Origin of the sequence: Pseudoxanthomonas suwonensis, assembly GCF_000972865.1 — a bacterium.
In the GTDB taxonomy this organism is placed as follows: Bacteria; Pseudomonadota; Gammaproteobacteria; order Xanthomonadales; family Xanthomonadaceae; genus Pseudoxanthomonas; species Pseudoxanthomonas suwonensis_B.
On record NZ_CP011144.1, the window covers coordinates 1980089 to 1998719 of the forward strand.

Genomic DNA, 18631 nt, shown 5'->3' on the forward strand with positions numbered 1-18631 from the left:
TGGACGCGGCCGCGTCGCGCCGGGCCCGGAAAGGAAAAGGCCAGGCACAAGGCCTGGCCTTTCCGTCCACGGCGTGGGAGCGACGGATTAAGCGGCCGCCTTCTTCTCCGCGATCCAAGTGTCCACCCGGCGCTCCAGCAGGTCCAGCGGCATCGCGCCGCCGCCCAGGATCACGTCGTGGAAGCCGCGGATGTCGAACCGGTCGCCCAGTTCGGCCTCGGCCTTCCGGCGCAGTTCCTGGATCTTGATCATGCCGACCTTGTAGGCGGTGGCCTGGCCCGGGGTGACCAGGTAGCGGCGGATCTCCGACTGGATCGCCGCGTCCGGCACCGAGCTGTTGGCGCGGAAGTAGTCGATCGCCTGCTGCTCGGTCCAGCCCTTGGCATGCAGGCCGGTGTCCACCACCAGGCGGATCGCCCGCCACATCTCCGACATCAGGCGGCCGTACTCCGAATACGGATCCTGGTAGGTGCCGGGCATCTCCTTGGCCAGCCATTCCGAATACAGGCCCCAGCCCTCGGAATAGGCGGTGGAGCGGTACTGGGTGCGGAAGGTCGGCACCCCGGTCAGCTCCTGGGCGATGGAGATCTGCATGTGGTGGCCGGGCAGGCCCTCGTGGTAGGCGATGACCTCCAGCTCGGTCTTGGGCATCGCGTTCATGTCGGACAGGTGCGCGTAGTAGACGCCGGGACGCGAGCCGTCGGGCGTGCCGGGGAAGTAGTGCTGGGCGGCGCCGGGCTGCTCGCGGAAGGCCTCCACGCGCTTGACCACCAGGTCGGCCTTGGGCAGCAGGCCGAAGTACTCGGGCAGCTGCTGCTTGATGTTCTCGATGTCGGCGGTGGCCTGGTCGATGTAGGCCTGGCGGCCGGCGTCGGTGTTGGGGAACACGCGCGCGGGGTCGTTCTGCACGTGCTGGAAGAACGCCTGCAGATCGCCCTCCACGCCGATCTGCTGCTGCAGCGCTTCCAGCTCCCCGCGCAGGCGCGCCACCTCGGACAGGCCGAGCTGGTGGATCTCCTCGGCGGTCATCGCGGTGGTGGTGTTCTGCTTGAGCCGGAATTCGTAGAAGGCGTCGCCGCCGGGGTGGGTGGTGCCCACGCCGGTGGCGTTCACCGCGGCGTTCGGCAACTCGCCTTCGGCGAAGGCGATGATCCGGCCGTAGGTGGGGCCGACGCTTTCCAGCAGGGCGGCGCGAGCCTGCTGCTTGAGTTCGGCGGCGCGTTCGGGGGTGACCTTGCCGGCCTTGGCCAGCGCATCGGCCTTGGCCTGGGCGTCGGCCCACAGCGCGCTGTCGGCGCCAGCGGTGAACGGCGCGCCGGTGATGATCTTCCGCGACTGGTCGATCACGCCCTCGTAGGCGAACTTCGGCGGGCGGATCCCCTGCGCGGTCGCAGCGCGGCCACGCTCGAGCAGCTGGTCGAACGCCACGCCCGCCTTCTGCAGGCGGGAGATGTAGGCCAGGTAGTCCTGCTCCTCCTCGACCTTGTGGAAGTTGATCAGGAAGGTCGGCAGGAAGCTCTGCACTCCGCTCATCTGGTCGAACGGATAGCCGTGGATCAGGAACGGCAGGCCGTCGCGCGCGTTCTCGTACTGGCGCTTCCACAGGTCCCAGGACAGCTGCGTCTCCGGGTTGAGCCTAGCGTAGTCGAAGCTCGCTTCCATCTCGTTAACCGAGGCTTCCAGCCAGGCCAGCCGCTTGCGCATGCCTTCCTCGGACATGTCGTCGATCTGGTCCTGGAGGTCCTTGCGGCCCTGCATGGTCAGCTGGATCGGGCTGAACTGGAGCAGTTCTTCGTACTGGGTGTCGAACCAGGCGTTCAGGCGCTCGGATTCGGCCTGGACCTGCTCGGCGGTGGCGGTCGGGGCGGAGGCGGTGTCGCCGGTCGGCCGGGAGCAGGCCGGCAGCAGCAGGGCCAGCGACAGGGCGAGGGCCAAAGGGGTCAGGACGGTCAATCGGGGAACGGGACGCACGGGGCACTCTCCGGGACGGGAATCGGTCGATTGTGCGCCCGACGGGGCGTCCTGGACCCTGCGGATGGTCATGCTTCGGCCGTTCCGCCGCACGGTCCGGTGTCCATGCCTGCCCGCCAGCCGGGACGCTGACCGCGGGGCGCGCCGAGGCCGTCGGGTACCATGCTCGCCCCCAGGCCGATGCCCGCGAGAAGCCGCGATGAGCCAGAACCGCCGACCCGATGCCGTCACCCAGGCCCAGGCCGAGGACGCCGTGCGCACCCTGCTGCGCTGGGCCGGCGAGGATCCGCAGCGCGAGGGCCTGCTGGACACGCCCAAGCGCGTGGCCGAGGCCTACGGCGACTGGTTCAGCGGCTACCGCGAGGACCCGCGTGGTTACCTGGAGCGCACCTTCGAGGAGGTCGCCGGCTACGACGAGATGATCGTGCTGCGCGACATCGAGTACGAAAGCCACTGCGAGCACCACATGGCGCCGATCATCGGCAAGGTCCACGTGGGCTACCTGCCGGACGGCAAGGTGGTGGGCATCAGCAAGCTGGCGCGGGTGGTGGAGGCCTACGCGCGCCGCTTCCAGGTGCAGGAGAAGATGACCGCGCAGATCGCCCAGTGCATTCAGGACGTGCTGCACCCGCTGGGCGTGGGCGTGGTGGTGGAGGGCGTGCACGAGTGCATGACCACCCGCGGCATCCACAAGCGCGGGGTGAGCATGGTCACCTCGAAGATGCTCGGCAGCTTCCGCGAGGACGCGCGCACCCGCGCCGAGTTCCTGCGCTTCATCGAGGCCGGGCGGCGCTGAGGGCGCCGGGATGCCGGTGACGAACCGCTGCCGCGGCACGCGCCTGCGCGTCCCACGCTGCCGCGGGCGTGCGCCGGCAGCGAGCGGCGTACCGGGAATGCTGGCGCACGCCGATGGCGCGGGCGATGGCTGCTGAGCCTTGTCCCTGCGGGTACGGCCGTGCGTATCCGGCGTGCTGCGGCCGCTGGCATGCCGGCGAGCCTGCGCCGGACGCGCAGGCACTGATGTGCTCGCGCTACAGCGCCTACGTGCTGGGGCTGGCCGACTACCTGCTCGCCACCTGGCACCCGGACACGCGCCCGGCCGCTGGTGAGTTGGGCCTGGAAGACGCGCCCGGCGCGCGCACCGTATGGCTGGGCCTGGAAGTGAAGTCGCACGCGGTCACCGGCGCGGACGCCGCCGAAGTCGAATTCGTCGCCCGCTTCCGGATCGGCGGCGGCCGCGCCCAGCGTCTGGCCGAGCGCAGCCGCTTCGAGCGCATCGACGGGCGCTGGTACTACCGCGACGGCGACCACGCCTGACCCTCGCGATTGTAGGAGCCGGGTTCAGCCGGCGACCCGACGCCGTCGGCCCAGGCGACGCCCTCGTGGTTGCGACGCCCGTGTCGCCGACTGAAGTCAGCTCCTACAGAAGAGCGGCCGCGCCGTGGCTGTTGCAGGAGCCGGGTTCAGCCGGCGACCCGACGCCGTCGGCCCAGGCGACGCCCTCGTGATTCCGACGCCCGTGTCGCCGACTGAAGTCAGCTCCTACAGAGAGCGGCTGCGCCGTGGCTGTTGCAGGAGCCGGGTTCAGCCGGCGACGCGACGCCGTCGACCCTGGCGATTTCCTCGTGATTCCAACACGGTGTTCCCCGGCCAAGGCCGGCAGAGCACGTAACGCGGATGCTGCCTACAATGCGAACGCAGGCCACGGAGACGGCAATGCGCGCCCCCGCATCGACAATCCGCATCGCCACGCTGACGCTGCTGCTGGCGGCTTCGGCCGCCGTGCAGGCGCAGGACGCCGCCTTCCAGCGCTGCCTGGCTGCGATGCAGCCGCACGCCGCCGCGCGCGGCATCGACGCGGCCAGCTTCGCCCGCTACACCGCCGACCTGCAGCCCGATCCGACCGTGCTGCCGCTGCTCGACGCGCAGCCGGAATTCACCACCCCGATCTGGGACTACCTGGCCGGCCTGGTCGACGACCAGCGCGTGGCCGACGGCCGCGCGCTGCTGGCCACCCATCGCGACCTGCTGGCGCGGCTGCAGGCCGAGTACGGCGTCGATCCGGAAACCGTGGTCGCGGTATGGGGCGTGGAGAGCGACTATGGCCGCGTCACCGGCAAGCGCGCGCTGCGTACCTCGCTGGCCACGCTGGCCTGCGAGGGCCGCCGCCAGTCCTTCTTCCGCGGCGAGTTCCTGGCCCTGCTGTCGCTGCTGCAGTCGGGCGACCTGGCCGACCCGCACCTGACCGGTTCCTGGGCCGGCGCCTTCGGCCAGACCCAGTTCATTCCCAGCACCTACGCGCGCATCGCGGTCGACGGCGACGGCGACGGCCGCCGCGACCTGGTCGGCAGCATCCCCGATGCGCTGGCCTCCACCGCCAACTATCTGCGGCGAGCCGGCTGGCGCCGCGGCGAGCCCTGGGGCTACGAGGTGCGGCTGCCGGCCGGATTCGATGCCACGCTGGCCGGGCGCAAGGCCAAGCGGCCGCTGGCCGACTGGGTCGCGCGGGGCGTGGTGCGCGTGGACGGCGGCGCGATCGCGCCATCGCAGGCGCCGGCCGCACTGCTGCTGCCGTCCGGGCCGAAGGGACCGGCGTTCCTGGCCTTCGCCAACTACGACGCGATCTATTCCTACAACGCCGCCGAGAGCTACGCGCTGGCGATCGCCACCTTGGCCGACCGCCTGCGCGGCGGCAACGGCATCGCTGCCGCCTGGCCCACCGACGATCCCGGCCTGTCGCGCGCGCAGCGGCGCGAACTGCAGACCCTGCTGCTGACGCGCGGCCACGACATCGGCCAGGCCGACGGCATGATCGGCAGCGCCACCCGTCGCGCGATCGCCGCCGAACAGCAGCGCCTGGGCCTGCAGCCGGCCGATGGCCGTGCCGGGCGCCGCATCCTCGACGCGCTGCGCGCATCGGCGCCGGCCGCACCGGCACCGCTGCCGTCGAGCACCGCGTTCGCGTTGCCCACCGCGTATCCTTCGCTGCTGCAATCGCCCTCACCCACCTCCCGCAAGGCGCTGAACAAGATGCAGGAAGTTCCTGGCCTGGCCCTGGGCAAGTTCGAAGGACTGGACGCGCTGCTGGTCGATACCCCGCTGGCGAAGGCGGCGGTATCGCTGTTCGGCGGCCAGGTGGTGTCGTTCGCGCCGGCCGGGCAGGCCGACGTGTTCTGGCTGTCGCCGCTGCGCGCGTCGTTGCCCACGCCGATCCGCGGCGGCGCGCCGGTGTGCTGGCCGTACTTCGGCCGCCAGGGGCAGACCAACGAGGTGCCGGCGCACGGCTTTGTGCGCACCCTGCCCTGGCAGTTGGTGGCCGCCCGCCGCGAGGCCGACGGCACCGTGGTCCTGGAGCTGGAACCGCCTGCGCTGCAGGACCTGGCGTTGCGCCTGCGCATGCAGCTGCGCATCGGCCGCACCCTGGAGCAGCGGCTGTCGACCACCAACACCGGGCCGGCGCCGGTGCGCTTCACCGAGGCGCTGCACAACTACTTCCGCGTCTCCGATGTCGCCGCGGTGCGCATCGAAGGCCTGGACGGGCTGACCTTCCTCGACAAGAACGATGGCGGCAACGCCCACGTGCAGCGCGGCCACTGGGACCTGCATGATCCGCGCGATCCCGGCCGTGCCGATCGCCTGTTCCCGGGCGCCGGAGGAAGCTACCGCCTGGTCGACCCGGGCCTGCGCCGGCGCATCGACCTGGATGTGCAGGACGGGCGCAGCGTGGTGGTGTGGAACCCGGGCGAGGCCGGCGCCGCGCGCATGGCCGACGTGGGCGCGCACTGGCGCGAATTCGTCTGCCTGGAAGCGGCCAACGCCGGTCCGGACGTGGTCGAACTGGCCCCGGGCGCGACGCATGCGCTGGTGCAGACCATCGCGGTGTCCCCGCTCGACTGACCCGCCGTTGTGGCGCCGCCGTGCGCTCTTCTGTAGGAGCCGGCATGACGGCGACACGGGCGTCGGAATCACGAGGGCGTCGCCTTTGCCGGTGGCGTCGTGTCGCCGGCTGAACCCGGCTCCTACAATGGCAGCGCCATGCGCTTTTCTGTAGGAGCCGGCATGACGGCGACACGGGCGTCGGAATCACGAGGGCGTCGCCTTTGCCGGTGGCGTCGTGTCGCCGGCTGAACCCGGCTCCTACAACGGCAGCGCCATGCGCTTTTCTGTAGGAGCCGGCATGACGGCGACACGGGCGTCGGAACCACGAGGGCGTCGCCTGTGCCGGTGGCGTCGTGTCGCCGGCTGAACCCGGCTCCTACAACGGCAGCGCGACGCAATCCCCATGCAGGAGTCAATCTATGGGCGACCCGACGCCGCGCGGCGTCGCGGCGTTCAACCGCCACGTCCGGATCACGATTTCCCCAACCGCCCCATCGATCCCGGACTCCGGCATTCCCGCGCACCCGCTACACTTCGCGCCTTCCGGACAGGCATGGCGGGCGCCCTGATGTGGCGTGTCGCCGGCTGAACCCGGCTCCTACAAGGACCAGGCGTGGATCCATCCCTGCACCGGCCCGGCGTGCGACGCGCGGCGCTGGCCTTCATCTTCGTCACCGTGCTGATCGACGTGCTGGCGTTCGGCGTGATCATCCCGGTGCTGCCGCACCTGGTCGAGGAGTTCACCGGCGGCGACATCGCCAGCGCCGCGCGCTGGGTCGGCGTGTTCGGCATGGTGTTCGCCGCGGTGCAGTTCGTGTCCACGCCGGTGCAGGGCGCGCTGTCGGACCGCTACGGCCGGCGGCCGGTGATCCTGCTGTCGTGCCTGGGCCTGGGCCTGGATTTCATCTTCATGGCCCTGGCCACTTCGCTGCCGATGCTGCTGGTCGGCCGGATCATCTCCGGCATCGCCTCGGCCAGCTTCACCACCGCCAACGCCTACATCGCCGACGTCACCGCACCGGAGAAGCGCGCCAAGAGCTTCGGCATGATCGGCGCGGCGTTCGGCCTGGGCTTCGTGATCGGCCCGCTGATCGGCGGCTGGCTGGGCGGGATCGACCTGCGCCTGCCGTTCTGGTTCGCCGCCGGGCTGGCGCTGCTGAACTTCCTCTACGGCTGGTTCGTGCTGCCCGAGTCGTTGTCGCCGCAGCGGCGCACGCCGCGCTTCGACGTCTCGCACGCCAACCCGTTCGGCGCGCTGGCGCTGCTGCGCAGCTATCCGCAGGTGTTCGGCCTGGCCGCGGTGGTGTTCCTGGCGCAGCTGGCGCACTACGTGTACCCGAGCATCTTCGTGCTGTTCGCCGACTACCGCTACCAGTGGGGGCCGCGCGAGGTGAGCTGGGTGCTGGCGATGGTCGGCGTGCTGAGCATCGTGGTGAACGCCGGGCTGGTCGGGCGCACGGTCAAGGCGATCGGCGAGCGGCGCACGCTGCTGCTGGGGCTGGCCTGCGGCGTGGCCGGCTTCGTGGTCTACGGCCTGGCCGACCACGGCTGGCTGTTCATCGTCGGCCTGCCGGTGAGCGCGCTGTGGGCGCTGGCCGCGCCGGCCACCCAGGCGCTGATCACCCGCCAGGTCGGTCCGGAGGTGCAGGGCCGCATCCAGGGCGCACTGATGAGCCTGACCAGCCTGGCCGGCATCGCCGGGCCGATGCTGTTCGCCAACGTGTTCGCACTGTTCGTCGGCAGCAACGCGCCGGCGCAGCTGCCCGGCGCACCGTGGTTCCTGGCCGCGCTGCTGCTGGCCTGCGCCTGGGGCGTGGGCTGGCGCTACGCGCGGCCGGCGGTGGTGGCGCGGGAAGTGCCGGGCCCGGCTGCATCCGGTCGCTGAAACGTCGTCCCCTCCGCACCGTCGTCCCGGCGTTCGCCGGGACGACGGTGCAGGGGATGATCGTCCTGCCTCAATCGTTCTCCACCGCCAGGATCCTCCCGTCCTGCGGGTCGACTCTGATCTCGACTTTCCTGCCATCCTCGCGCTCGGCGTCGGCCTTCCAGATGCCGTCGTCGTAGTCGACGTCGTGGACCTTGGAGTAGCCGGCGGCGGCGAGCCGGGCCTTCACGTCCTCGGCGCTGAGATTGGAGACCACGTCCTCGGCGTACACGCGGCCGCTGGCCGGATCCACGCGCACGTCGACGCGGTTGCCGTCGGCGCTGGTGGCGTCGGTCTCCCACATGCCGTCGTCGAACTCGAGGTCGTCGATGCGGGTGTAGCCCTGCCCGGTCAGCAGCGCGCGCACCTGCGGTTCGGTCAGGGTCGCGGCGGACTTGTCGGCGAAGGCCGGGGCGGCGGCGAACGTGGCGAGCAGGGCGAGCGAAAGAGGGCGCAGGTTCATCGGTAGCTCCTGTCGTAACGGGAGCGCCACCTTGAAATGGCCGGCTTCAGCCCGAGGTGAATGCGCGCGCGCATGGCCGCGGTTCATCACCGTCAACGCCGCATCGACGCCCCGCCTCTTGTAGGAGCCGGGTTCAGCCGGCGACACGGGCGTCGGGAATACGAGGAAGTCGCCTGTGCCGACGTGGCGTGTCGCCGGCTGAACCCGGCTCCTACAAAGAGCGTGCGATCGTCAGGCGCGTTTCGCCCAGCGGCACGCCCATCGGACCCCAGCGCCGCTCCACGATCACGCCGCCGCCGTCGTGGTTCAGCGCGACCACGGTACTGGCGCGCGTGCCGTAATCCTCGCCGCGGATGAATGCGGCCGACAGCCAGCGCTCGCGCTCCAGGCCGATGCCGGTGTCGGGCAGCCGCGCGTCCGGGTAGCGGGTCTCGTCGGCCAGCGCAGCGAACAGCGGCGCGAAATCCTGCCCGTCACCGGCATCGAGCCAGTCGCGCAGGCGCGCGCCCAGCGTTTCCGCCTTCGGCCAGGGCGTGTCCAGCGCCGCATTGGACAGCACGTGCACGCCGTCGGCCAGTGTGGCCAGGCGCACCTGCGGCAGGTTGCCGACCCAGGTGCAGGCCTGCGCATCGGCCAGCAGCAGGTTGAACGGCCGGTACCGCTCGGCGCTGGGCAGCAGCGCCTGCGCGCGTCCCGGCGCGTCATCCTCGCCGCGCAGGTAGTCGCTGGCCAGCAACCCGCGCGACAGGCCGTCCTGCGGCCGGCGCAGATCGCGCACATTGGTCACCAGCGCGCAGCGGCCGCGCGCGTCCACGCCCAGCCAGGTGCCGCCGGCCTCCAGGTCGCGGCCGGCGACGATGCCGGACCCGTCGTCCCAGGCCGCCAGCGGCGCCGTCGGGCGTGCGTGGAACTCGTCGCGGTTGCCGGCCAGCAGCAGCCGCCAGCGCGGATGCGCGTTCCAGGCTAAGGCGACCACGCACATGGCGGCAGGCTCCGTATCCGGCGAAGGTCAGGCGGCGCGCAGCTGGGCCCGGCGCCGCGCGGCCGCGATCCAGCGCGCGGCCACGCCCGGCGAGGTGATGCACACCGCCTCGTCGGTCACCGTGGTCACCGCGCGCTCGAGCAGCTGGATGTCGGCCTCGTGCTGGCGCGCCACGTGCGGGTCCTCGAAGAACACCGCGCGCTGGCAGCGGTGTTCCAGCACCAGGTCGGCGATCTGCGCGTCGCCGCCCATCGGCCCGCTGAGGAAGCGGTGCGCCCACGGTGTGTCCTGCGGCCAGCCGCGGCTCCAGGCCATTTCGTTCAGGCGCTGGCCGGTGGTGCCGGTGGCCACGCGCCGGGCGAAGCGCGACAGCACGTCGTAGTGTTCGGCGGCGAAGGCCAGCATCTGCGGCTTCATCGCATCGTGCGCGATCAGCGCCAGGGTCTGCGATTCGAACGCGTGGAAGCGGTCGGCGGCAGGATCCGGCGCCAGCCCGGCGTGGATGCGCTCGTTCTCGATCCAGTCGCGCGCGCTGGCCACGGTGGAAATGAAAGGCTTGCCGTGGATCACGCACTGGCGCTTGAGCGCGATCGCTTCGGGGAAGATCGAGGATGGATCGACCGGGTCGATCAGGTAGATCGCTCCGTCCAGGGTGCGCGCGTCGCCCTCCATGCCGACCACCTCGGCGACCAGCTTCATCAGCCCGCCTTCGCGGCCGTAGGGGTAGCGCTTCAGTCCGGCATAGCCGGCGAGCATGCCGGCGGCGGCGATCGCGTCGTGGGTGCGGCCGACCGCGTGCAGGCCGAGGCCCAGTTCGCGGATGCCGGGCTCGCAGGCGCGCAGCCAGCGGAACAGCGCGGCGTCCTCGGTGGCGTGGTGCAGGCGGTTGGCGGCGAGGCCCAGGCGCATGTGCGTCGATCCGTGGAGTGGGTGGGTCGATGCCAGTCTAACGGCAGCACAGACCCGCCACCGTCGTCCCGGCGCACGCCGGGACCCAGCGACTTTTGCCTTTCCAGCAACCGGACGTGCGCGCACAAGTCACTGGTCCCAGCGTGCGCCGGGACGACGTGGCAGGTGTTGGCGAGGGCGTGTGCCGGGTCGCGGGGCCGGAACCCCGCGACCCCGCGGATCGGGGCGGCAAGCCGCCCGCGCGTGCCGTCAGCGGACGAAGGCTCCGCTCCGGCGCAGGTTGCGCGTGCGCGACTGGGCCAGGAAGCTGATCGACGCGAGCAGGATGAACACCACCAGCGTGCGCGAATTGATCGGCATCATCCCGTTCGGCGCCTGCGCGCCGAAGATCAGGGCCAGGCCGGTGACGGCGAAGTACGCGCCGGCGAAGGCCGAGGACACGATGGTCAGCCAGCTGCCCAGGTAGCGGCCGCCGAACGCGCCCAGGCCGACGCCGCCGAGGGCGAGCAGGGTCAGCAGCCAGCTGTGACCGATGCCGATCAGCGAGGTGAAGAACAGCGCCACGACCAGGCCGAGGATCGCGCCGGCCGCGTACACCGCGATCCGGACGAACGAATAGAGGATCCCGCCCAATGCGGCGCCGAGCACGACCGCGATCAGGGTCTGCACCGCCGGGCTGGGCCCACCGGCGATCGAGCCGAGGAACGCCGAGACCAGGCCGAAGCCGATGTAGAAACCGGCGAACGCCAGCACCACCCGGAACATCGCGGCACCGTAGACGATCATCACCGTGCCGCACGCCAGGGCGATGACGCCCCACAGGAATCCGTAGTCCATCGCACAACTCCCCGGAGGTGGATGTGCGGCGGAGCGTAGCAGACAAAACCGGCGGCCACGGCGCGTTCGCACATGCGGGGCGGTATGGCCGATTGACTTCGATCAACCGGACAGCAACGCCGCGGGTGTAGGGTGGAAATCCCCTCCCGCGAGGACCGAACCATGGACAAGACGATGAAGGCCGCCGTGGTGCGCGGCTTCGGCCAGCCGCTGGCGATCGAGGAAGTGCCGGTGCCGCGACCGGGCCCGGGCGATCTGCTGGTGAAGATCGAGGCCTGCGGCGTCTGCCACACCGACCTGCATGCCGCCGAAGGCGACTGGCCGGTCAAGCCGCAGCCACCCTTCATTCCCGGCCACGAGGGCGTGGGCCACGTGGTCGCGGTCGGCGCCGCCGTCAACCACGTCAAGGAAGGCGACCGGGTCGGCATCCCCTGGCTGTATTCGGCCTGCGGCTACTGCGAGCACTGCCTGGGCGGCTGGGAGACGCTGTGCGAGGCGCAGCAGAACACCGGCTACTCGGTCAACGGCGGTTTCGCCCAGTACGCGCTGGCCAACGCCAACTACGCCGGCCACCTGCCGGCGCAGGTCGGCTTCGTCGAGGTCGCACCGATCCTGTGCGCCGGTGTCACCGTCTACAAGGGCCTGAAGGTGACCGACACCAAGCCCGGCGACTGGGTGGTGATCTCCGGCATCGGCGGCCTGGGCCACATGGCCGTGCAGTACGCACGGGCGATGGGTTTGAACGTGGCCGCGGTGGACGTGGACGACGCGAAGCTGGCGCTGGCGAGCCGGCTGGGCGCGGCCGTCACGGTCAATGCGCTCAACACCGACCCGGCGGAGTTCCTGAAGCAGGAGATCGGCGGCGCGCACGGCGCGCTGGTCACCGCGGTCTCGCCCAGGGCCTTCGAGCAGGCGCTGGGGATGTTGCGCCGCGGTGGCACGATGTCGCTGGTCGGCCTGCCGCCGGGCGGCTTCCCGCTGGACATCTTCGGCATGGTGCTCAACGGGATCACCGTGCGCGGCTCGATCGTCGGCACCCGGCTTGACCTGCAGGAGTCGCTGGAGTTCGCCGCGCAGGGCAAGGTCGCCGCGACCGTGGCCACCGAGAAGCTGGAGAACATCAACGAGGTGTTCGCGCGCATGCACAAGGGCGAGATCGAGGGCCGCATCGTGCTCGACCTGGCGGCCTGATCAAAAAGCCCCTCTCCCTCCGGGAGAGGGGTTGGGGAGAGGGTCGGGAGGGCTGCGAAGTCACCGATCGCCGTCGCGCTGCCGCACCCTCATCCGCCTTGCGGGCATCTTCTATCCCGAGAGCACCTAGTCCCGGGGGGAGAAGGAAAAGCGAAGGCCCCGGCTTCCCGGGGCCTTCCTGTACTCCCGTGGCGAAGACGCTCAGGCCGTGGCCGGCTCGGCAGGCTGCGCCTCCACCGCCAGCAACTCCGCAATGCCCTGCGCCGCATCACGCCCCTCGGCCACTGCGGTCACCACCAGGTCGGCGCCGCGCACCGCGTCGCCGCCGGCGAACACGCGCGGATGGGTGGTCTGGTACGGCAGCCGGTCGGCGCCGCCGGCGACGATGCGGCCGTTGGGCGTGCCCTCGATGCCCAGCGCCTGCATCCACTCCGGCACCTCCGGCGAGAAGCCGAAAGCGATGATCACCACGTCGGCCTCGATCACCGACTCGCTGCCCTCGATCGGCACCGCGTTGCGGCGGCCGCGCGCATCCGGCTCGCCCAGCCGGGTCTCGACCACGCGCACGCCGGTCGCGCGGCCCTCGGCGTCGGCCTCGATCGCCAGCGGCTGGCGGTTGAACAGGAAGCGCACGCCCTCCTCGCGGGCGTTGCCCACCTCGCGCGCCGAGCCGGGCATGGACGCCTCGTCGCGGCGGTAGGCGCAGGTGACCTTGCCGGCGCCCAGGCGGATCGAACTGCGCACGCAGTCCATGCCGGTGTCGCCGCCGCCGAGCACGACCACGCGCTTGCCAGACAGATCGGGCAGCTTGATCTTGTCTTCCCAGCCGGCGATCGGCCGGCCCCAGGGGTCGTTGCCGGCGACGATGCGGCCGTTCTGCACCAGGAACGGCAGCGCCGGCAGCACGCCCTCGGCCTCCTGGCCCGGCAGTCCGCCATCGGTGTAGCGGTAGGCGCCGGTGCCTAGGAACACCGCGTCGTATTCCTCGAGCAGCTGTTCGATGGCGACGTCCTTGCCCACTTCCACGCCGAGGCGGAACTCGATGCCCATGCCTTCCAGCACCTCGCGGCGCGTGGCGATCACGCTCTTGTCGAGCTTGAAGGTCGGGATGCCGAACTGCAGCAGGCCGCCGATCTGCTCGTAGCGGTCGTAGACCACGGCGTGGATGCCGGCGCGCGCCAGCCGGTCGGCGCAGCCGATGCCGGCCGGGCCGGCGCCGATCACCGCCACGCGCTTGCCGGTGGGCACCACTTCGGACAGGTCCGGGCGCCAGCCGCGCTCGAACGCGGTGTCGACGATGTACTTCTCCACCGCGCCGATGGTGACCGCGCCGAAGCCGTCGTTGAGCGTGCAGCTGCCCTCGCACAGGCGGTCCTGCGGGCAGACCCGGCCGCACACTTCAGGCAGCGGGTTGGTGCTGTGGCACAGCTCGGCGGCCTCGAGGATGCGGTTCTCCTGGACCAGCTGCAGCCACTGCGGGATGGCGTTGTGCACCGGGCACTTCCAGCTGCAGTACGGGTTGCCGCAGTCCAGGCAGCGGCCGGACTGGTGCGCGGCCTCGGCCTGGCCGAACTTGCCGTACAGCTCGCCCCAGTCGCCGGAAGTGCGCAGCTCCAGCGGGATGCGCTTGGGCATCTCGCGGGGCAGGTCGAGGAATTGGAAGACTTGCTTGCGGCTCATGGCGGTCTCGTCGTCGTCCCGGCGTCGGCCGGGACCCAGTGTCTGGCTTCGTTGGGGGCCTTCAGACGGCGTCGGGTTTTCGAGCGCGCACGCTGAAGTCACTGGACTCCCGCCTACGCGGGAGTGACGGGGTAATTCGTGGACCCCACTGGAGGAGAGCCCCCTTGGTAAGGGGGCGCCCCGAAGGGGCGGGGATCGGAAGTGCGCATCGGGGCCCGAGGTTGGCAAAGCCAGCCTTGGGGGCTTCCATGCGCAGCATGGAAGTCATGCCGCCCTCCTTAGTGTGTCGGCCAGCGACTCGATGCTCGCCGCCTTCGGCTTCACAAGCCAGAACTTGCCGACGTAGTCGCGGAACTCGTCGAGGATCTGCTGGGCCCAGATGCTGCCGGTCAGCTCGCGGTGGCGGGTGACCAGGCGGTGCAGGTGCTGGCGGTAGTTCTCCAGGCCCTCCGGGCTGATCCGGTGGATGTCGATCAGTTCGTGGTTGTAGCGGTCGACGAAGTCGCGGTCCTGGTCGAGCACGTAGGCCAGGCCGCCGGTGAAGCCGGCGCCGAAGTTCAGGCCGACCTTGCCCAGCACCAGCACCACGCCGCCGGTCATGTACTCGCAGCAGTGGTCGCCGGCGCCCTCGACCACCGCCAGCGCGCCGGAATTGCGCACCGCGAAGCGCTCGCCGGCGCGGCCGGCCGCGAACAGCTCGCCGCCGGTGGCGCCGTACAGGCAGGTGTTGCCCAGGATCGGCGTGCTGCGCGCCTCGTAGCGCGCGCCGCGCGGCGGTCGCACCACCAGGCGGCCGCCGGCCATGCCCTTGCCGACGTAGTCGTTGGCCTCGCCTTCCAGCTCCAGCTGCAGGCCGCCGGCGTTGAACGCACCGAAGCTCTGCCCGGAGGTGCCGCGGAAGTGCAGCGTGATCGGCGCCTCGTCCATGCCGTGGTTGCCGTGCGCCTTGGCGATCGCGCCGGACAGGCGCGCGCCGATGCTGCGGTCGGTGTTGTGGATCAGGTAGCGGTGCTCGCCGCCGGTCTTGTTGGCGATCGCGTCGGCCAGCTGGATGTCGAGCTGGGTCGCCAGGCTGTCGGGCGACTCGTACAGGCGCGAGGCGGCGCAGCGGTCCTCGTCGCGCGGCGCCGGGTGCAGCAACCGCGAAAGATCCACCCGCACGCCCTCGCGCGGAGCGGCATCGATCTGGTGCAGCAGGTCGGTGCGGCCGACGATCTCGTCCAGCGAACGCGCACCCAGCAACGACAGCCACTGCCGCACTTCCTCCGACAGCAGGCGGAAGAAATTCTCCACCCGCTCGGGCAGACCGGTGAAGTGCTCGGCGCGCAGGCGCTCGTCCTGGGTGGCCACGCCGGTGGCGCAGTTGTTGAGGTGGCAGATGCGCAGGTACTTGCAGCCCAGCACGATCATCGGCGCGGTGCCGAAGCCGAAGCTGTCGGCGCCCAGCAGCGCGGCCTTGACCACGTCCAGGCCGGTCTTGAAGCCGCCGTCGGTCTGCAGGATGGTGCGGTCGCGCAGGTCGTTGGCGACCAGCGCCTGGTGCGACTCGGCCACGCCCAGCTCCCACGGCCCGCCCGCGTAGCGGATCGAGCTGACCGGCGAGGCGCCGGTGCCGCCGTCGTGGCCGGAGATGGTGATCAGGTCGGCGCCGGCCTTGACCACGCCGGCGGCGATCGTGCCCACGCCCGCGTGCGAGACCAGCTTGACCGAGACCAGCGCCTGCGGATTGACCTGCTTGAGGTCGTAGATCAGCTGGGCCAGGTCCTCGATCGAATAGATGTCGTGGTGCGGCGGCGGCGAGATCAGGCCGATGCCCGGGCGCGCGTAGCGCAGCCGCGCGATCAGCTCGTTGACCTTGTGGCCCGGCAGCTGGCCGCCCTCGCCCGGCTTGGCGCCCTGGGCGACCTTGATCTGCAGCACCTCGGCGTTGACCAGGTACTCGGGCGTCACGCCGAAGCGGCCGGAGGCGACCTGCTTGATCTTGCTGCGCTTCTCGGTGCCGTAGCGGACCGGATCCTCGCCGCCTTCGCCGGAGTTGCTGCGACCGCCGAGGCGGTTCATGGCGATGGCCAGCGCTTCGTGCGCCTCGGGCGAGAGCGCGCCGAGCGAGATGGCGGCGGTGTCGAAGCGGCGCAGCAGGTCGGCGGCCGGGGCCACTTCGTCCAGCGGCACCGGCGTGTCTGCGGCCTTCAGTTCCAGCAGGTCGCGCAGCGCCGACGGCGGCCGCGAGTGCACTGCCTCGGTGTACGCCTTCCAGTCGGCCGCATCGGCGGTGCGCGTGGCCTTCTGCAGGGTCATGACCACGTCGGGGTTGTACATGTGGTACTCGCCGCCGTGGACATACTTGATCAGGCCGCCGATCTCGGGCTTCTTCAGCTCGTTCCAGGCCGCCGCCTGCAGCTCGCGCGCGTCGCGGTCCAGGCGCTCGAAGCCGGCGCCGCCGACCCGCGAGGGCGTGCCGGGGAAGCACAGCTCGACCACGTCCTGCTCCAGGCCGACGATCTCGAACAGCTGCGCGCCGCGGTAGCTGGCGATGGTGGCGATGCCCATCTTCGAAATGATCTTGGACAGGCCCTTGTAGACGCCCTTGCGGTAGCTGCGGCCGACCTGCGCGGTCTCGCCGCCCTTCTTCAGCTGCAGGATGCCGCGTCGGCCCATGTCGAACAGGGTCTGGTAGGACAGGTACGGATACACCGCGGTGGCGCCGTTGCCGAGCAGGCAGGCCATGTGGTGCGCATCGCGCGCGGTGCCGGTCTCGACGATCAGGTTGGCGTCGCAGCGCAGCCCGGCCTTGCTCAGGTGGTGGTGGACCGCGCCGGTGGCCAGCAGCGCATGCGCCATCGGCCGCTCCGGCACCGGGTAGCGGTCGGACAGCAGCAGCATGACCATGCCGTCGCGCACCGCCTGCTCGGCCTCGCGACAGATCCGCTCCAGGCCCGCCTTCAGGCCTTCCTCTACGCCGTAGGACAGGTCGATCAGCCGATTCTTCTCCGCGTACTGCGGCATCACCATCAGCTGGCGCAGCTTGCGCTGCGACAACACCGGCGAGTTGAGGATGATGTGGTTCACCGTCTCCGGGCCGGCGTGGAAGATGTTGGTCTCCTTGCCCAGCTGGGTGGCCAGCGACATCACGCAGTCTTCCCGCAACGGATCGATCGGCGGATTGGTGACCTGCGCGAAGGCCTGGCGGAAGTAGTCGTACAGCGGGCGATTGAGCCGGCTGAGCACCGCCATCGGCGTGTCGTCGCCCATCGAGCCGGTGGCTTCCTGCTCGGTCTCGGCCATCGGCCGCAGCACCAGCTCCACCTCCTCGGTGCTGAGCTGGAACAGCTTGTGGTAGCTGCGCAGGGTCTTCTCGTCGAACGGCTCCTCGGCCAGCGACGGGTCGATCAGCTCGGTCTGCAGGTAGGTCACGCCCTGGTGCAGCCACTGCTTGTACGGCGCGCGGCCGCGGTTGATCCGGTCCACCGCCTCCGAGTCGAGCAGGTCGCCGCGCTTGAGGTCGATGGCGATCATCTCGCCCGGGCCGAGCTTGCCCTTGCGCACCACACGCTCGGTCGGCACCTCCCACACGCCGGCCTCGCTGGCGACGATGAAGTGGCGGTCGGAGGTCAGCAGCCAGCGCGAGGGGCGCAGGCCGTTGCGGTCCAGCGTGCACACCGCGTAGCGCGAATCCAGCGACACGATGCCGGCCGGGCCGTCCCACGGCTCGGTGTTGAGGCCGTGGAATTCGTAGAACGCGGCCAGGTCCGGGTCCTTGAACTCCAGCGACTGGGTCGCCGGCGGCACCAGGATGCGCAGCGCCTGGATCAGTTCCATGCCGCCGGACACCAGCAGCTCGAGCATGTTGTCCAGGCTCTGCGAGTCCGAGCCGTGCATCGACACGATCGGCTCGAGTTCGGCGATGTCGAACTTCGGCGTCTTCCACACCTTGCCGCGGGCCTGCGCCCAGCGGCGGTTGCCCTCGATGGTGTTGATCTCGCCGTTGTGGGCCAGCATCCGGAACGGATGGGCCAGTGGCCAGCGCGGCAGGGTGTTGGTCGAGAAGCGCTGGTGGAAGACGATCGCGCTGGAGGCCAGGTCCGCGCGCTGCAGGTCCAGGTAGAAGCGGGCCAGCTTGTCCGGCAGGACCATGCCCTTGTAGCCGATCGAATGCGGCGACAGGGTCACCACGTAGTAGTCGGCGCATCCTTCACTGGAGCCGGCGCGCAGGCGCTGCTCGCTGCGGCGGCGGGCCAGGAACAGGGCCAGGGCGAAGGTCTCGTCGTCCTGGCCGCTGCCGGCCTCGACGAACAGCTGCTGGATCGCCGGCAGGGTGTCGCGCGCCAGCCGGCCGCAGACGCCGGCGTCGGTCGGCACCGCGCGCCAGCCCTTCACCGCCACGCCGACGCGGTGCAGCTCGCCTTCCAGCAGGTCGCGGCACCGTGCCGCCTCGGCTTCGTCGTGCGGCAGGAACACCAGGCCGGCGGCGAAGCGCCCCTCCGGCGCCAGCGCGATGCCGGCCTCGTGGGCGATGGCGCGCAGGAACGCGGCCGGTTTGCGGATCAGCAGGCCGCAACCGTCGCCGGTCAGTCCGTCGGCGGCGACGCCGCCGCGGTGGGTCATGCGCGAGAGCGCGGCGATGGCGGTGTCGACCAGCGCGCGCGAAGGCTGGTCGTCCAGCTGCGCGATCATGCCGAAACCGCAGGCGTCGCGTTCGGAGTCCGGGTCGTAGAGCCCGTGGCGGTTGCGAGGGGCCATCTGCATCTCGAAAAACGGCGCACGGCGTGCTGTTCGCCGGACGCGGAGCGAAGGC

12 protein-coding genes are annotated in these 18631 nt (G+C 70.9%); 5 read left to right on the plus strand and 7 right to left on the minus strand.

The window, feature by feature from the left end:
- Positions 1-87: 87 nt before the first annotated feature.
- On the minus strand, positions 88-1971 hold the full coding sequence (locus WQ53_RS08270; protein WP_052631731.1) for a DUF885 domain-containing protein: 1884 nt from the start codon (positions 1969-1971) through the stop codon (positions 88-90).
- Positions 1972-2170: 199 nt separating this feature from the next.
- Between WQ53_RS08270 and folE the strand changes: the two genes are divergently transcribed.
- From folE to WQ53_RS08290, 4 genes are all read left to right on the plus strand, one after another.
- Positions 2171-2767, plus strand: a complete 597-nt coding sequence (folE, locus tag WQ53_RS08275; RefSeq protein WP_052631732.1) for a GTP cyclohydrolase I FolE — start codon at positions 2171-2173, stop codon at positions 2765-2767.
- A gap of 125 nt (positions 2768-2892) precedes the next feature.
- Positions 2893-3288 (plus strand): YchJ family protein, encoded by a 396-nt coding sequence (locus tag WQ53_RS08280; protein ID WP_428992243.1) that lies wholly within the window; start codon positions 2893-2895, stop codon positions 3286-3288.
- A 399-nt stretch (positions 3289-3687) separates the two neighbouring features.
- A complete protein-coding gene (locus WQ53_RS08285) occupies positions 3688-5868 on the plus strand; it encodes a lytic murein transglycosylase (RefSeq protein ID WP_082112916.1) in 2181 nt (726 codons plus the stop codon).
- 595 nt (positions 5869-6463) lie between these two features.
- A complete protein-coding gene (locus WQ53_RS08290) occupies positions 6464-7735 on the plus strand; it encodes a TCR/Tet family MFS transporter (protein WP_052631734.1) in 1272 nt (423 codons plus the stop codon).
- Between the two features lie 70 nt (positions 7736-7805).
- Here WQ53_RS08290 and WQ53_RS08295 read toward each other — a convergent pair whose 3' ends face one another.
- The 4 genes from WQ53_RS08295 to WQ53_RS08310 all read right to left on the minus strand — a co-directional run bounded on the left by WQ53_RS08295 (position 7806) and on the right by WQ53_RS08310 (position 10965).
- A complete protein-coding gene (locus WQ53_RS08295) occupies positions 7806-8237 on the minus strand; it encodes a PepSY domain-containing protein (protein WP_052631735.1) in 432 nt (143 codons plus the stop codon).
- 211 nt (positions 8238-8448) lie between these two features.
- Entirely contained in the window at positions 8449-9219 is a 771-nt protein-coding gene (locus tag WQ53_RS08300; RefSeq protein WP_052631736.1) for an NRDE family protein, read from the minus strand.
- Between the two features lie 27 nt (positions 9220-9246).
- On the minus strand, positions 9247-10128 hold the full coding sequence (locus WQ53_RS08305) for a methylglyoxal synthase (RefSeq protein ID WP_052631737.1): 882 nt from the start codon (positions 10126-10128) through the stop codon (positions 9247-9249).
- 249 nt (positions 10129-10377) lie between these two features.
- Entirely contained in the window at positions 10378-10965 is a 588-nt protein-coding gene (locus WQ53_RS08310) for a DUF4203 domain-containing protein (RefSeq protein WP_052631738.1), read from the minus strand.
- 162 nt (positions 10966-11127) lie between these two features.
- On the opposite strand from WQ53_RS08310, the gene adhP reads away from it, so the two are divergent.
- The gene (gene adhP / locus WQ53_RS08315) at positions 11128-12156 is read left to right on the plus strand and encodes an alcohol dehydrogenase AdhP (RefSeq protein ID WP_052631739.1); all 1029 of its coding nucleotides are present in this window, start codon (positions 11128-11130) and stop codon (positions 12154-12156) included.
- A 201-nt stretch (positions 12157-12357) separates the two neighbouring features.
- On the opposite strand, the gene WQ53_RS08320 is transcribed toward adhP, so the two are convergent.
- Both WQ53_RS08320 and gltB read right to left on the minus strand, forming a co-directional pair.
- A complete protein-coding gene (locus WQ53_RS08320) occupies positions 12358-13836 on the minus strand; it encodes an FAD-dependent oxidoreductase (RefSeq protein ID WP_052631740.1) in 1479 nt (492 codons plus the stop codon).
- Between the two features lie 264 nt (positions 13837-14100).
- Positions 14101-18576 (minus strand): glutamate synthase large subunit, encoded by a 4476-nt coding sequence (gene gltB / locus WQ53_RS08325; RefSeq protein ID WP_052633998.1) that lies wholly within the window; start codon positions 18574-18576, stop codon positions 14101-14103.
- Between the last annotated feature and the right edge of the window lie 55 nt (positions 18577-18631).

What these genes read in the sequence shown, in the direction of transcription:
- WQ53_RS08300 (WP_052631736.1), bottom strand. Translation starts at nt 9,219, where the DNA reads ATGTGCGTGGTCGCCTTAGCCTGGAACGCGCATCCGCGCTGGCGGCTG.
- WQ53_RS08285 (WP_082112916.1), top strand. Translation starts at nt 3,688, where the DNA reads ATGCGCGCCCCCGCATCGACAATCCGCATCGCCACGCTGACGCTGCTG.
- adhP (WP_052631739.1), top strand. Translation starts at nt 11,128, where the DNA reads ATGGACAAGACGATGAAGGCCGCCGTGGTGCGCGGCTTCGGCCAGCCG.
- gltB (WP_052633998.1), bottom strand. Translation starts at nt 18,576, where the DNA reads ATGGCCCCTCGCAACCGCCACGGGCTCTACGACCCGGACTCCGAACGC.
- WQ53_RS08295 (WP_052631735.1), bottom strand. Translation starts at nt 8,237, where the DNA reads ATGAACCTGCGCCCTCTTTCGCTCGCCCTGCTCGCCACGTTCGCCGCC.
- WQ53_RS08310 (WP_052631738.1), bottom strand. Translation starts at nt 10,965, where the DNA reads ATGGACTACGGATTCCTGTGGGGCGTCATCGCCCTGGCGTGCGGCACG.
- WQ53_RS08280 (WP_428992243.1), top strand. Translation starts at nt 2,893, where the DNA reads ATGGCTGCTGAGCCTTGTCCCTGCGGGTACGGCCGTGCGTATCCGGCG.
- WQ53_RS08320 (WP_052631740.1), bottom strand. Translation starts at nt 13,836, where the DNA reads ATGAGCCGCAAGCAAGTCTTCCAATTCCTCGACCTGCCCCGCGAGATG.
- folE (WP_052631732.1), top strand. Translation starts at nt 2,171, where the DNA reads ATGAGCCAGAACCGCCGACCCGATGCCGTCACCCAGGCCCAGGCCGAG.
- WQ53_RS08305 (WP_052631737.1), bottom strand. Translation starts at nt 10,128, where the DNA reads ATGCGCCTGGGCCTCGCCGCCAACCGCCTGCACCACGCCACCGAGGAC.